General features: G+C 54.9%; 13 protein-coding genes and 1 riboswitch. Of the genes, 4 read left to right on the forward strand and 9 right to left on the reverse strand.

What is annotated here, in order from left to right:
* Positions 1–3 precede the first annotated feature (3 nt).
* From thiQ to sgrR, 4 genes are all read right to left on the reverse strand, one after another.
* On the reverse strand, positions 4–702 hold the full coding sequence (gene thiQ / locus KTH07_RS01205; RefSeq protein ID WP_017694525.1) for a thiamine ABC transporter ATP-binding protein ThiQ: 699 nt from the start codon (positions 700–702) through the stop codon (positions 4–6).
* Positions 686–2,296: a thiamine/thiamine pyrophosphate ABC transporter permease ThiP gene (gene thiP / locus KTH07_RS01210; RefSeq protein ID WP_023303073.1), complete on the reverse strand. Its 1,611-nt coding sequence runs from the start codon at positions 2,294–2,296 to the stop codon at positions 686–688. The genes thiQ and thiP overlap by 17 nt, the downstream gene beginning before the upstream one ends.
* Entirely contained in the window at positions 2,272–3,255 is a 984-nt protein-coding gene (gene thiB / locus KTH07_RS01215) for a thiamine ABC transporter substrate binding subunit (RefSeq protein ID WP_032620909.1), read from the reverse strand. Before thiB ends, thiP begins: the two co-directional genes overlap by 25 nt.
* A 31-nt stretch (positions 3,256–3,286) precedes the next feature.
* Positions 3,287–3,387, reverse strand: a riboswitch (TPP riboswitch).
* A 36-nt stretch (positions 3,388–3,423) separates the two neighbouring features.
* Complete coding sequence (gene sgrR, locus KTH07_RS01220) at positions 3,424–5,079, reverse strand: HTH-type transcriptional regulator SgrR (protein WP_023303075.1); 1,656 nt, start codon at positions 5,077–5,079, stop codon at positions 3,424–3,426.
* 88 nt (positions 5,080–5,167) lie between these two features.
* Here sgrR and sgrT point away from each other — a divergent pair, with 88 nt between their 5' ends.
* The 3 genes from sgrT (at position 5,168) to KTH07_RS01235 (ending at position 6,989) form a co-directional block, all read left to right on the forward strand.
* Positions 5,168–5,320: a glucose uptake inhibitor SgrT gene (sgrT, locus tag KTH07_RS01225; RefSeq protein ID WP_023303076.1), complete on the forward strand. Its 153-nt coding sequence runs from the start codon at positions 5,168–5,170 to the stop codon at positions 5,318–5,320.
* 121 nt (positions 5,321–5,441) lie between these two features.
* Entirely contained in the window at positions 5,442–6,620 is a 1,179-nt protein-coding gene (locus KTH07_RS01230) for a sugar efflux transporter (protein ID WP_015572661.1), read from the forward strand.
* Positions 6,621–6,836: 216 nt separating this feature from the next.
* Positions 6,837–6,989, forward strand: coding sequence for a Hok/Gef family protein (locus KTH07_RS01235; RefSeq protein ID WP_010427008.1), 153 nt, complete (start codon positions 6,837–6,839; stop codon positions 6,987–6,989).
* Positions 6,990–7,080: 91 nt separating this feature from the next.
* Here KTH07_RS01235 and leuD read toward each other — a convergent pair whose 3' ends face one another.
* The 5 genes from leuD to leuL all read right to left on the reverse strand — a co-directional run bounded on the left by leuD (position 7,081) and on the right by leuL (position 11,940).
* A complete protein-coding gene (leuD, locus tag KTH07_RS01240; protein WP_015572662.1) occupies positions 7,081–7,686 on the reverse strand; it encodes a 3-isopropylmalate dehydratase small subunit in 606 nt (201 codons plus the stop codon).
* A gap of 10 nt (positions 7,687–7,696) precedes the next feature.
* Positions 7,697–9,097, reverse strand: coding sequence for a 3-isopropylmalate dehydratase large subunit (gene leuC, locus KTH07_RS01245; RefSeq protein ID WP_015572663.1), 1,401 nt, complete (start codon positions 9,095–9,097; stop codon positions 7,697–7,699).
* A gap of 2 nt (positions 9,098–9,099) precedes the next feature.
* Positions 9,100–10,191 carry a 3-isopropylmalate dehydrogenase gene (gene leuB, locus KTH07_RS01250; protein WP_017694521.1) on the reverse strand — a complete coding sequence of 364 codons (1,092 nt, stop codon included), beginning with the start codon at positions 10,189–10,191 and terminating at the stop codon, positions 9,100–9,102.
* Entirely contained in the window at positions 10,191–11,762 is a 1,572-nt protein-coding gene (gene leuA / locus KTH07_RS01255; RefSeq protein WP_017383789.1) for a 2-isopropylmalate synthase, read from the reverse strand. Before leuA ends, leuB begins: the two co-directional genes overlap by 1 nt.
* 91 nt (positions 11,763–11,853) lie before the next feature.
* Entirely contained in the window at positions 11,854–11,940 is an 87-nt protein-coding gene (gene leuL / locus KTH07_RS23570) for a leu operon leader peptide (RefSeq protein ID WP_057979999.1), read from the reverse strand.
* 628 nt (positions 11,941–12,568) lie between these two features.
* Between leuL and leuO the strand changes: the two genes are divergently transcribed.
* Entirely contained in the window at positions 12,569–13,513 is a 945-nt protein-coding gene (leuO, locus tag KTH07_RS01265; protein WP_017383788.1) for a transcriptional regulator LeuO, read from the forward strand.
* Positions 13,514–13,803: the final 290 nt, after the last annotated feature.

Below are 13,803 nucleotides of genomic sequence, written 5' to 3' on the forward strand. Positions count from 1 at the left end.
GGCCTACGGTCTTATACCCAGTAATCCTGACGCGCTTTCTTTCCCGCTCATTAAGGCGTCGGTTGTTCCATCCCACAAAATACGTCCCTCCGCGATCACTACCGATCGCGGCGCGATGCGTGCGGCATCTTCGATGCTATGCGAAACCATCAGCATCGTCAGTTGCTCGCGCTCGCAAACCTCCTCAACCAGTGAGAGCATCTCCTGACGCAGGGCCGGGTCGAGCGCCGAAAAGGGTTCGTCGAGCAGCAGCAGCGGCTGCTTGCGCACCAGACAGCGTGCCAGCGCCACGCGCTGGCGCTGGCCGCCGGAAAGCTCACCCGGTAGTCTGTTGATAAACGCAGCCAGGCCCATTTGTTCGGCGATCGCCTCCAGCGTCTGACGCTGCGCAACACTGAGTTTTAACCCCGGATCCATACCCAGCGCGATGTTCTGCCACACCGTAAGATGATTGAACAGATTGTTTTCCTGAAACAGCATCGACACCGGGCGCTTAGCCGGCGGAGCGTAGGTATATTCGCCATTATCAATGACGATCGACCCGCTGGCAGGCTGCAAAAAACCGGCAATCAGATTGAGCAGGGTACTTTTTCCGGCCCCGCTGGGGCCAAGCACTGCGATTCGCTCTCCCTGACGAACGGAGAGGGTAAAACGCATTGGCAGGTGCTCATAAAGCCAGGTTACATCAGTCAGTTTTAACATCACGCCCCGGAAGTTTTTCGATAACGGTAAATAACGCAAAGCACAGCACCAGCAGTAAAAGTGCCGTGACGGCGCCGTCCTGGCTACGATAGGAGCCAATTTGCTGATAAAGCCAGAACGGCAGCGTGCGGAAATCCTCGTTGCCAAAGAGGGCCACAACGCCAAAATCGCCAATCGACAGCACGCAGGCAAACGCCAGCGCCTGAGCCAGCGGACGCTTTAGCGCGCGCAGTTCGACCACCTTCAGACGCTTCCAGCCCTGCATGCCCAGCGACTGACACAGCAAACTGTAGCGGCTGTTGACGTCGCGCATCGGGTTTTCCAGCACCTTGAGCGCGTAAGGGATAGCCATCAGCGCGTTGGTAAAAATGACGATGCCGTCGGCGCTTTCCGGCAGGCCGATGGTGCTGTTGAACAGTAAAAAGAATCCGGTCGCCAGCACAATACCCGGCATCGCCAGGATCAGCATACCCGTCAGTTCCAGCGCGTGTCCGGCTTTACAGGCATGACGCGCGTACAGCTCGCGGCTGCTCCAGAGCAGCATCATGGTCAGGATCACGCACAGCAGCCCGGCTGCCAGCGCGATGCGCAATGAGGTCCACGTCGCCTGCCACAGGACAGGCTGTTGCAGTACCGACAACACATTGCGATTCAGGCCATCAACGATAACGGCCAGCAGCGGGGGCAGCAGAAGCAGGAGGGCCAGCGCGATCAGCATAAAATCCGCGACGCGGCTGTGCAGGCTGTCCTGCGGATCGCGCCAGCCTGTCAAGTGATTGCTGCCTGTGGGGATCGCTTTACTCAGCCGCTGGCTGAGTAACACCAGCGCCAGGCAGCAGACCATCTGCACCATCGCCAGCAGCGCGGCGCGGCCCGGATCGTAGTCGTAACTTAAGGCCTGATAGATCGCCAGCTCAATGGTGGTGGCCTGCGGCCCGCCGCCGAGAGAAAGCACGGTCGCGAAGCTGGCGAAGCAGAGCATAAAGATTAGCGCGGCCACCGGGGCAATCTGGCGTCGCAGCCACGGCCATTCGACAAAGCGGAAGAACGACCAGCCGCGCATGCCAAGCTGGGCGGCAATCTGACGCTGCTCACCGGGAATGTTTTCCAGCGCCTGTAAAAAGAGGCGCGTCGCCATCGGCATATTGAAAAAAATATGCGCCAGCAGAATGCCTTTCAGGCCGTAAGGGGAGAAGGTCCATTCCAGACCAAGCAGGTTGAAGAGGGATGCCAGCCAGCCCTGTCGACCGTAGACGCTCAGAATGCCGAACACCGCCACCAGCACGGGCAGGATCAGCGTCATCGCGCACAGCCGCAGCAGGGCAAGCCTGCCGGGGAAACGTCTGCGATAGAGGGCGCGTGCAAGGAAAATGGCCGGGATCGTCGACAGCAGCGCGGAGAGAAACGCCTGCCAGAAGGAGAAACGGATGACGTGCCAGAGATAGCTGTCGTGCCAGAGGGCGAGCAGATCGCTCTCTGGCGCGTTAAACCACAGCGCAAGGAATGCACCCAGGCTGACGACCACCATCAGTATGGCGGCGAGCAGCCCGGGAACTAACCAGCCGGGGATCAGCGGCTGACGGCGCGTTGCCATTCACTAATCCATGCGGCGCGCTGGGCGGCAACCTGCTGCGGCGTAAATTCCAGTGAGGTTTGCGGCTTGTTTAGCTGCTCAAAGCCTGCCGGCAGCGCAACGTCAGTGACCGGGTACATCCAGTTTCCTGTCGGAATAGCATTCTGGAATGCCGGGGAGACCATAAATTTCAGGAATTTTTCGGCAAGCTCCGGCTGTTTGCTCGCGGCGGTGCGGGCGGCTACTTCCACCTGCAAATAATGCCCTTCAGCAAAGTTCGCGGCGGCGTAGTTATCCTTCTTCTCGGCGATAATGTGGTAGGCCGGAGAGGTAGTGTAGCTCAGCACCAGATCGCTTTCGCCTTTCAGGAACAGGCCGTAGGCTTCGCTCCAGCCTTTGGTGACGGTAACGGTTTTCGCGGCCAGCTTCTGCCACGCTTCCGGCGTTTTATCCCCGTAGACTTTCTGCATCCACAATAGCAGCCCCAGACCCGGCGTGCTGGTACGCGGATCTTCATAAATTACGCGCCATTTCTGGTCACTTTCGACCAGCTCTTTCAGGCTTTTGGGCGGATTCTTCAGCTTGTTTTTATCGTAGACAAACGCAAAGTAGCCGTAATCAAAGGGAACGAAGGTGTCGTTTTTCCAGCCGCCCGGTACGTTGACGGCATCTGCCGCCACGCCGCTTTTGGCGAACAGTCTGGTTTGGGTGGCGGCTTCCAGCAGGTTGTTATCCAGCCCGAGCACCACGTCGGCTTTGCTGTTTTTGCCTTCCATGCGCAGACGGTTGAGCAGCGAGACGCCATCTTCCAGCGCCACGAATTTCAGCTCGCAGTTGCAGTCGGCTTCAAAGGCTTTTTTTACCACCGGGCCGGGGCCCCAGTCGGCGGAGAAGGAGTCGTAGGTGTAGACCGTCAGAACAGGCTTAGCAAAAACAGGCAGCGCAACCAGCGCCAGCAGAGGAAGAACGTTTTTTAACACTTTGCACCTCAGGGTTGAGTGGCAAAGGATTTTGAGAGACAGCCTCAAATCCCTTCGCCGGCGTTATCCGGATCAGGTTCGACGGGTATTATCTCAGCGCACATCAGTGATGCAGCACCCCGTTGAGAACGGCGCTATTGTAATGATTTGGTGAATATTACGAAAGCGTTATGGCTCCGGCGGCGCAAACCAGGCGGATTTAAAATCAAACCAGCCGAGGGTATTCATCCGCAGACCGCGCATGCTGCGCTGCCCCTGGATCAGCAGCCAGTGGTGAATCAGCGGTACGATCGTCTGCCCGGTCAGTAATTCCTGACACCAGGCGGCCAGATCCATTTCTCCCGCCCGCCACCGCGCGGCGTCCTGCTGCCAGTCCCGGTTGATACAGTGCTGAATCAGGGGCACCTCGTACAGGTGAGAAAAGAGCGAGAAATCCAGCGGCAGCGTAAAATTCGCGCTGTTGAGCCAGATATCGCTGATGACGTCTCCGCGATGCCATTCATCATAATCGACTTCCTGTATCGCCAGCGTCACGCCTTCGGCTGCCAGCAGCGTGCTCATGATCCTCGCCAGAAAACGGTGCTCAATGTGGTCGCGATAGTAGCTGAGGGTGATGGTCTCCAGTCCGGCAGGCTTTTCGCTGCGGACGGGCTGCGCATGGTGCCAGCGTGGGAGCAGGCCATAGGCCGGGAACCACCAGGTCTGGTATTGCTCCTCTGCGTGATAAATCAGGTTAGCGGGCGCCAGAATATGGCTTATCCACCTGCGGACGTCGTGGTTTGCCCCGCGATGGCTGCGGCTATCAAAGAGCAGATAGTAGCAGCCCTCCTCCAGGCGGCTTTCGAACGCCTTTTCACCGGCTGTTGGCCCTTCCAGGGTCAGGCCTGCGCTCAGTTCTTCGTTGAGATCCGGTAACACCCAGACGTTCACTTCGTCGATCAACGCCCTATAGCCAAAGTAATCATCAAAGGCGCGGATCTTCAGTTGATTACTGTTGTTCCGTGAAACGGAGTAGGGGCCCGTACCAATCGGCTGGCTGGAAAAATTGTTCAGGGATCGCCACTCGGCAGGCAGGATCATTGATGGCACGTAGCCCAGAAGCCACGGAAGCCATTTGTCCGGCTGCGAAAGCTCAATATCCAGCGTCCAGGCCGTTGGAGAGTGGATCCGTGCGATATGCGAATAGAGCGGCAGCGTGCGGGCGCGCTCTAAAGAGGCGATAACGTCGCGCATCTCCAGCTCGCGTCCATGGTGGAAATGAATGCCGGGGCGTAGAAAGAAGCGCCAGTGCAGCGGAGACACCTGTTGCCAGTGATGGGCAATATCCGCTTCCAGTTCCCCGTTTTCCTCATTTATCCGCGTCAGACCGCTGAATATCTGCCGGGCCATGTGGGTTTCAGAGCGACGTAACGCCGTACCGGGCAACAGATTTTTCATTGGGCGGTAGTAAAGTACCCGCAGAATGTGGCGTCCCTGACGAAAGCTGCGTCCCAGATGCGAGACCAGCATCTGGCGCACGGCGGCTTTGTCGCCCACCAGCTGGACCAGCTGATCGATGCGGTCCTGCTCCAGCAGATCCTCCGCTCGCTGTTGCTGTAACGCCAGGCCGGTATAAAGGAAAGTCAGGCGCGAACGCTTGCCGCGTCCGGCTTCGGCCTCCCAGTTTAGCCAGCCCTGCTGCTGCATGGTATTAAGGAGCGTGCGCATATGACGCCGGGAGCAGTTGAGGAGCTCGGCCAGCTCGTTCAGCGTGGTCTCCTGCGATTGCCCCTCGCAGCACTGCCAGAGGCGGATAAATTGTTGTTGCAGACGACCGGAAGGCATAAAAGGGGAACTCCTGACAAAAAATCAGCAATTTATTAATCCCTATATTAAGCCAATAATCCTTATCGATGAAGCGAGGAGGTAAATTATGAAGAGGTCTACCGCACGTCAGTTTTATCAGCACTATTTTTCAGCGACAAAGGGAGTGTCCTGGCTGGCCCGCCAGTGCGCAGAGCAGCGGCTGAGAATACTGGAAGATCTGATGCAGTGGGACGTTACGAAATCGACCTCTTCTCGCTAACTCGCCTCGATCATGTGTGACTGAGTATTGGTGCTAATCACCCGCCAGCAAAATGTTTTTTGCTGGCTTTTTTCGTTTACTATTCCACCCAATTTCGATTCGCTTTCATAAGGACTTGCGCATGCTCTGGTTGATGACGATGGGGCGACGCCTGAATGGCGTGTACGCCGCTTTTATGCTGGTGGCCTTCATGATGGGCGTGGCCGGCGCGCTTCAGGCGCCGACGCTGAGCCTGTTTCTCAGCCGCGAGGTGGGGGCGCAGCCGTTTTGGGTGGGCCTGTTCTACACCGTCAACGCCATTGCCGGGATCCTCGTCAGCCTGTGGCTGGCGAAACGATCCGACAGCCAGGGCGATCGCCGCAAGCTGATCCTCTTTTGTTGCGCCATGGCCGTGGGCAACGCGCTGCTGTTTGCCTTCAACCGCCATTACCTGACGCTCATTACCTGCGGCGTGCTGCTGGCCTCTCTGGCGAACACCGCCATGCCGCAACTGTTCGCCCTGGCCCGGGAGTACGCCGACAGCTCGGCGAGGGAAGTGGTGATGTTCAGCTCGGTGATGCGTGCGCAGCTCTCTCTCGCGTGGGTCATCGGTCCGCCGCTGGCGTTTATGCTGGCGCTGAACTACGGCTTCACCACCATGTTTTCCATCGCGGCGGGGATTTTTGTCATCAGCCTGGCGCTGATAGCCTTTGCGCTGCCATCGGTGGCGCGCGTAGAGCAGGTGACGGACAAGCCCATCACGCAGGTGAGCGGCTGGCAGGATAAAAACGTCCGCATGTTGTTTATCGCCTCCACGCTGATGTGGACCTGCAACACCATGTACATTATTGATATGCCGCTGTGGATCAGCAGCGATCTGGGACTGCCCGACAAGCTCGCGGGTATTCTGATGGGCACCGCTGCCGGGCTGGAGATCCCGGCGATGATTCTGGCGGGTTACTACGTCAAACGTTTCGGAAAGCGTCGGATGATGGTCGTCGCCGTGGCGGCCGGGGTACTGTTCTACGCGGGGCTGATCCTGTTCCATTCGCGTGAAGCCTTGCTGGCGTTACAGCTGTTTAACGCGGTGTTTATCGGAATCGTTGCCGGGATAGGCATGCTCTGGTTCCAGGATTTAATGCCGGGGCGCGCAGGCTCCGCGACCACGCTGTTTACCAACAGTATCTCTACCGGCGTGATTCTGGCAGGGGTGATTCAGGGGGCGCTGTCGCAAAGCTATGGGCATGCATCCGTGTACTGGGTGATCGCAGCGATTTCGCTCGTCACGCTGATGCTGACGTGCCGGGTAAAAGACGTTTGATTCTGGAAGGCGGCTTCACGAAATGAAACGATTTTCTGACAGGCGCAGAGAAGGCGCATAGAGTGCGTGACGGGTGCTTGAGGCTGTTTGCCTCAGGCTTTCGCAAGAGGCAAACAGTGGAGAGTCCCACATCAAAAAACTGATGGGGAGACCAACTTCACAACCAACATTGCGAGGTTAGTCTCTTCATTGCCGAAAAGCAATAAGGAGGCTGGAATGCCAAAACGTACTCTGCTGTTAGGTTTGTTTCTGATCTGTACGACGCTGTTGATCTTCACCTGGATGGTGCGCGACTCGCTGTGTGAGCTGCACTTCAGACAGGAGAAAACAGAGCTGGCGGCAGTGTTGGCTTACGAAGCAAAACGTTAGCAGTATTGGCGGGGAGTTTTCCCCGCCACTCCAGAGTGGTTGAGCCTCAACGCACCCTTATCAATGGCCCGCGCCCTGCGGGCCATTGCCTTTAACCCATAAACGCAGGCTGTTTTTTCTCGTAAGCGGAGATAGCCTCTTCGTGTTGCAGCGTCAGGCCAATGCTATCCAGACCGTTCAGCATGCAGTGGCGGCGGAACGCATCAATGCTGAAGCTGTAGATCTTATCCCCGGCTTTCACCACTTCCGCTTCCAGATCCACCTCAAACGAAATCCCCGGATTCGCCTGCACCAGCGCAAACAGTTCATCGACCTGTTCGTCACTCAGCGTCACCGGCAGCAGCTGGTTGTTGAAGCTGTTGCCGTAGAAGATATCCGCGAAGCTCGGGGCGATAACCACCTTAAAGCCGTAGTCGGTTAATGCCCAGGGCGCATGTTCACGCGACGATCCGCAGCCAAAGTTTTCCCGCGCCAGCAGAATGGAAGCCCCTTTGTATTCCGGAAAGTTCAGGACGAATTCCGGGTTCGGCACTTCGCCTTTATCGTCGAGGAAACGCCAGTCGTTGAACAGATGCGCACCAAAACCCGTGCGCGTCACTTTCTGCAAAAACTGCTTAGGAATGATCGCGTCAGTATCGACGTTAGCGGCGTCCAGAGGGACAACCCGGCCCGTATGTTGGGTAAATTTCTCTGCCATGATTGTCTCCTTATTTCAGGCTGCGAATATCGGCGAAATGACCGGTGACTGCCGCAGCGGCGGCCATTGCCGGGCTGACCAGGTGGGTGCGCCCACCGCGGCCCTGACGGCCTTCAAAGTTACGGTTGCTGGTGGAAGCACAGCGCTCGCCCGGATTCAGGCGGTCGTTGTTCATCGCCAGACACATGGAGCAACCCGGCAGGCGCCACTCGAAGCCTGCTTCGATAAAGATCTTATCCAGACCCTCCGCTTCCGCCTGGGCTTTCACCGGACCGGAGCCTGGCACAACCAGCGCCTGCACGCCCGGCGCCACTTTGCGGCCTTTAGCGATTTCTGCCGCAGCGCGTAAATCTTCAATACGGGAGTTGGTACAGGAGCCAATGAATACTTTATCAATGCTCACGTCGGTCAGCGGTACGCCGGGTTTCAGCCCCATGTAAGCCAGCGCTTTTTCCGCACTGGCACGTTCGACCGGATCGGCAAAGGAGGCCGGGTCAGGAATACTGTCGTTGACGGAAATCACCTGGCCCGGGTTGGTGCCCCAGGTGACCTGCGGGGCGATTTCTTCCGCCTGTAACGTCACAACGGTATCAAAAATTGCCCCCTCGTCCGTTTTCAGGGTTTTCCAGTACGCTACCGCGTCGTCAAAATTCTGACCTTTCGGCGCATGCAGACGCCCCTTCACATAGTTGAAGGTGGTTTCGTCTGGGGCCACCAGGCCTGCTTTGGCGCCCATCTCAATGGCCATGTTGCACAGGGTCATACGACCTTCAATGCTCAGCGCCTGGATAGCGTCGCCGCAGAATTCCACGACGTGACCGGTGCCGCCTGCGCTGCCGGTTTTGCCGATAATCGCCAGCACGATATCTTTCGCGGTGATACCCGGCGCAGCTTTACCCTTCACTTCAATCTTCATGGTTTTGGCGCGGCCCTGCTTCAGGGTCTGCGTCGCCAGAACGTGTTCAACTTCAGAGGTCCCAATCCCGAACGCCAGGGCGCCAAATGCGCCGTGCGTCGCGGTGTGGGAGTCACCGCAGACGATGGTCATGCCCGGCAGAGTAATCCCCTGCTCAGGCCCCATTACGTGGACGATGCCCTGATAGGGGTGGTTCAGATCGTACAGCTCCACGCCAAACTCGTTACAGTTCTTAATCAGCTCCTGCATCTGGATACGCGCCATCTCGCCAGATGCATTGATGTCTTTGGTCTGGGTGGAAACGTTGTGATCCATCGTGGCAAAGGTTTTACCCGGCTGACGCACCGGGCGCTTATGCGCGCGCAGGCCGTCAAATGCCTGAGGAGAGGTCACTTCGTGTACCAGATGACGGTCGATGTACAACAGTGGGGTTTCGTTTGGTGCTTCGTAAACAACGTGCGCATCAAACAACTTCTCATATAACGTCTTAGCCATGATTACACCCCTTCAGCGACATAGCGGGCAATGATGTCGCCCATTTCATCGGTACTGACTGCCGCCGTGCCGCGTGCTAAATCACCGGTACGGACGCCTTCTTCTAATGCCCGGTTAATGGCGTTTTCAATTGCGGTTGCTGCATCGCCTGCATCCAGGCTGTAGCGCAGCAGCAGAGCCAGGGAGAGGATCTGCGCAATCGGGTTGGCGATGTTTTTACCTGCGATATCCGGCGCGGAGCCGCCCGCCGGTTCGTACAGGCCAAAGCCTTCTTCGTTCAGGCTGGCCGAGGGCAGCATGCCCATGGAGCCGGTGATCATCGCGCATTCATCCGAGAGAATATCGCCGAACAGGTTGGAGCACAGCAGCACGTCAAACTGGGACGGATCTTTAATCAGCTGCATCGTTGCGTTGTCGATATACATATGTGACAGCTCAACGTCCGGGTACTGCCTGGCAACTTCACTGACGATTTCGCGCCACAAAATAGACGACTGGAGCACGTTCGCTTTATCAATAGAGGTCACTTTACGGCGGCGTTTGCGCGCTGACTCAAACGCGATATGAGCGATACGTTCAATTTCAAAACGGTGATACACCTCGGTATCAAACGCTTTCTCATGCTGACCGCTGCCTTCGCGGCCTTTTGGCTGCCCGAAGTAGATCCCGCCGGTCAGCTCACGCACGCAGAGAATGTCGAAACCGTTGGCGGCGATATCGGCGCGCAGCGGGCAGAACTCTTCCAGCCCCGGGTACAGCTTCGCGGGACGCAGGTTGCTGAACAGTTTGAAGTGTTTACGCAGCGGCAGCAGCGCGCCGCGCTCTGGCTGCTCTGCTGGAGGCAGGTGTTCCCACTTAGGGCCACCCACTGAGCCAAACAGAACGGCATCGGCATTCTCGCAGCCTTCTACAGTCCCTTTCGGCAGGGGAGTACCGTGGTTATCAATGGCAATACCGCCCACGTCGTAGTGGCTGGTGGTAATTTTCATCGCAAAACGCGAACGAACGGCTTCCAGTACTTTCAGCGCCTGTGTCATCACTTCCGGGCCAATACCGTCACCCGGCAACACAGCAATATGGTAATTCTTCGACATCACACGGTTTCCTTGTTGTTCTCTTTATTCTGAGCTTTGCGTTGCAACTCTTTTTCGACTTCGGCTGCGCGCCAGATGTTGTTCAGGACATGCACCATCGCTTTCGCGGAGGATTCGACGATATCTGTCGCCAGACCCACACCGTGGAAGCGGCGACCGTTATAGTTGACGACGATATCAACCTGGCCCAGGGCGTCTTTACCGTGCCCTTTTGCCGTCAGGTCGTATTTCACCAGCTCTACGTCGTACTCAGTGACGCGGTTAATCGCCTGGTAAATGGCATCCACAGGGCCGTTACCGTTGGCGGCTTCCGCTTTAATTTCATCGCCGCAGGCCAGCTTGACGGAGGCGGTAGCGATATCACTTGAGCCTGACTGAACGGTGAAGTAGTCCAGACGGAAGTGTTCTGGCTCTTCCTGCTGTTTGTTGATAAATGCCAGCGCTTCCAGGTCGTAATCGAAGACCTGGCCTTTCTTGTCAGCCAGCTTCAGGAATGCGTCGTACAGCTGATCCATGTTGTAATCGCTGTCCTGATACCCCATCTCTTCCATACGGTGTTTCACCGCCGCGCGGCCAGAGCGTGAGGTCAGGTTCAGCTGAACCTGGTTCAGACCGATGGATTCCGGAGTCATGATTTCGTAGTTTTCACGGTTCTTCAGCACGCCATCCTGGTGAATACCGGAGGAGTGAGCGAACGCGCCAGTACCAACAATCGCCTTGTTCGCCGGGATCGGCATATTGCAAATCTGGCTCACGGTCTGGCTGGTGCGCCAGATTTCGTTGTGATTGATGCGAGTGTGTACGTTCATAATGTCTTTGCGCACCTTGATCGCCATGATCACTTCTTCCAGCGAGCAGTTGCCGGCGCGTTCACCAATGCCGTTCATTGCCCCTTCTACCTGACGCGCGCCGGCGTGGACGGCGGCGATGGCATTGCCCACAGCCAGACCCAAATCATCGTGGGTGTGAACAGAGATGATGGCTTTATCAATATTTGGCACGCGATCGTACAGGCCGGTGATGATGTTAGAGAACTCAAACGGCATGGTGTAGCCGACGGTATCCGGGATGTTGATGGTTCTGGCTCCGGCATTAATCGCGGCTTCCACTACACGGGCCAAATCGTCAATCGGCGTGCGGCCTGCATCTTCACAGGAGAATTCGACGTCATCAGTATAGTTACGCGCGCGTTTAACCATATACACCGCACGTTCGATCACTTCATCCAGCGTGCTGCGCAGCTTGGTTGCAATGTGCATGGGGGAGGTGGCAATGAATGTATGGATACGGAAGGCTTCTGCAACTTTCAGGGATTCCGCGGCCACATCAATATCTTTCTCAACGCAGCGAGCCAGACCGCATACGCGGCTGTTTTTGATGGTGCGGGCGATGGTCTGTACTGACTCGAAATCACCCGGCGAGGAGACGGGAAAGCCGACTTCCATTACGTCTACACCCATGCGTTCGAGGGCCAGCGCAATTTGCAGTTTTTCTTTAACACTCAGGCTCGCCTGTAATGCCTGTTCACCGTCACGTAAAGTAGTATCGAAAATAACGACTTGCTGGCTCATGGGTTAGGTCCTTGTCAGTCTTAGGGCGCCTTGCTACGAGCATAAAAAAACCCGCGCAGTGGCGCGGGTTTTTAGTTTTACTGAAGACGATTCAACGCTGAATTTCGCCCGCCAGTCTACCGCGCACAGTGGATGCGTTTAGTAGTAGTAGACCGGTGAAACGAAGGGTGCGAATCATGAATCGTGCTCCAGATGAATGCGATATGCTTTTAGTGGTACTGGATACGCTGACTCATGTCAACCCCTCTCAGGCAAAATGGCCACTCAGCGCAGGATAAACACATTAGCTAATTGTGCTGGTTTTTACGCTGTTAACCGATTTAATTGTCTATTATTGGACTTGAGATTCATCTCTGGAATAATTTGAATATAATTGGTAGCAATTGAACACAGTATTTTTACCGATGTGCTGTGAAATGGAATGTGTTTTATTTCATTGAGTTATAAGTTCTATGAATGAATCATGGGCGGGAAAGTTATCAATATTGATATCATTTTGTTAATGAAATCGTGGTGTATGCCCTTCATAGTTTAATAATACTTAAGTTATTATTAACTAAGGCGGTGATTGTGTATTTGCCAGCTTTATGGTTTCATGCCTGCATTAAAGTTTTAGATATCATTTGAACGATTTTTAGCTCTTCATTCAGGGGATGCTTAATGGCATCTCTTGAATGAGGGTTCTTTATATATTCTGAATTTTAAATAATTTCCTTTCGCTTGTTGTATATGCATGGTAAATCATATTTTTCGAAGTTATTACTGTACTTTGGCAAAGGGAATTTAGCGTGACAGTGGAGTCAGAAATGCCAGAAAATAATATTAACCAACCACAGCCTTATGATGGGGTTAAGCCTCAGTTACGCACAGTGGATCTCAACCTGTTAACTGTATTTGATGCAGTTATGCAGGAGCAGAATATTACGCGAGCAGCGCAATCTCTGGGAATGTCTCAACCTGCCGTGAGTAATGCCGTAGCCAGACTTAAGGTGATGTTTAACGACGAGTTATTCGTCCGGTATGGAAGAGGTATCCAGCCCACGGCGCGTGCATTCCAGCTATTCGGTTCGATTCGTCAGGCGCTACAGCTGGTTCAAAATGAGCTTCCCGGCTCAGGGTTTGAACCTTTAAGCAGTGAGCGGGTTTTCCATCTCTGTGTTTGCAGTCCGTTAGACAATTATTTGACGTCTGTTATATATAATAAAGTTGAACAGATTGCTCCTAATATTCATCTCGTTTTTAAATCATCTTTAAATCAAAACACTGAGCACCAGCTTCGTTATCAGGAAACGGAGTTCGTTCTGGGCTACGAAGAGTTTCGCCGTCCAGAGTTTGCCTGTGTTCCGTTGTTTAAAGATGAAATGGTGTTAGTCGCCAGCAAAAAACATCCACGCATGAATTCGCCGCTGCGTGAAAGCGATGTTTACAGCGAGCAGCATGCCGTTGTTGCTCTGGACAGATATGCTTCGTTCAGTCAGCCGTGGTATGACACTGCCGATAAACAAGCCAGCGTGGCCTATCAGGGGATGGCGATGGTCAGCGTTTTAAATGTCGTTTCTCAGACGCAGCTAGTCGCTATTGCACCGCGCTGGCTTGCTGAAGAGTTCTCCGATTCGCTGAGCCTGCAAATTTTACCTCTGCCGCTCAAGCTGAATAGCCGTACCTGTTATCTTTCCTGGCATGAAGCGGCGGGGCGGGATAAAGGGCATCAGTGGATGGAAGAGTTGCTGATCAATATTTGTCGTCGATAAGTCAGGGTGAATAAACCGCATGGTGCCATGCGGTTTATTCTGTGATTTTTTATTCAGGCAATATTTTGTTCTGTGCGCATTTTTTCAGACGCTCAGGGCGGCTTAAAAATAGATGATTTCCTGATCCATCCACTTTTTAAGAGATGAATTATTAGCGTCTCCCCTCATACCAGACGAATTCACCATATTCGTGTCTGACAGCTATTTTTTCTGCTTTTATTGCCCATTCCCGCATTCCGTTTGCTAATTGCCTGCCTCATAACGAGCGGTTAAGGTATCCATCACTCTGC

It is taken from the genome of Enterobacter cloacae complex sp. ECL72, from assembly GCF_019056635.1.
GTDB classification, from domain to species: Bacteria; Pseudomonadota; Gammaproteobacteria; order Enterobacterales; family Enterobacteriaceae; genus Enterobacter; species Enterobacter hormaechei_C.

What these genes read in the sequence shown, in the direction of transcription:
- thiQ (WP_017694525.1), bottom strand. Translation starts at nt 702, where the DNA reads ATGTTAAAACTGACTGATGTAACCTGGCTTTATGAGCACCTGCCAATG.
- leuC (WP_015572663.1), bottom strand. Translation starts at nt 9,097, where the DNA reads ATGGCTAAGACGTTATATGAGAAGTTGTTTGATGCGCACGTTGTTTAC.
- leuO (WP_017383788.1), top strand. Translation starts at nt 12,569, where the DNA reads ATGCCAGAAAATAATATTAACCAACCACAGCCTTATGATGGGGTTAAG.
- sgrT (WP_023303076.1), top strand. Translation starts at nt 5,168, where the DNA reads ATGAAGAGGTCTACCGCACGTCAGTTTTATCAGCACTATTTTTCAGCG.
- leuB (WP_017694521.1), bottom strand. Translation starts at nt 10,191, where the DNA reads ATGTCGAAGAATTACCATATTGCTGTGTTGCCGGGTGACGGTATTGGC.
- leuA (WP_017383789.1), bottom strand. Translation starts at nt 11,762, where the DNA reads ATGAGCCAGCAAGTCGTTATTTTCGATACTACTTTACGTGACGGTGAA.
- leuD (WP_015572662.1), bottom strand. Translation starts at nt 7,686, where the DNA reads ATGGCAGAGAAATTTACCCAACATACGGGCCGGGTTGTCCCTCTGGAC.
- thiP (WP_023303073.1), bottom strand. Translation starts at nt 2,296, where the DNA reads ATGGCAACGCGCCGTCAGCCGCTGATCCCCGGCTGGTTAGTTCCCGGG.
- leuL (WP_057979999.1), bottom strand. Translation starts at nt 11,940, where the DNA reads ATGATTCGCACCCTTCGTTTCACCGGTCTACTACTACTAAACGCATCC.
- KTH07_RS01230 (WP_015572661.1), top strand. Translation starts at nt 5,442, where the DNA reads ATGCTCTGGTTGATGACGATGGGGCGACGCCTGAATGGCGTGTACGCC.
- sgrR (WP_023303075.1), bottom strand. Translation starts at nt 5,079, where the DNA reads ATGCCTTCCGGTCGTCTGCAACAACAATTTATCCGCCTCTGGCAGTGC.
- KTH07_RS01235 (WP_010427008.1), top strand. Translation starts at nt 6,837, where the DNA reads ATGCCAAAACGTACTCTGCTGTTAGGTTTGTTTCTGATCTGTACGACG.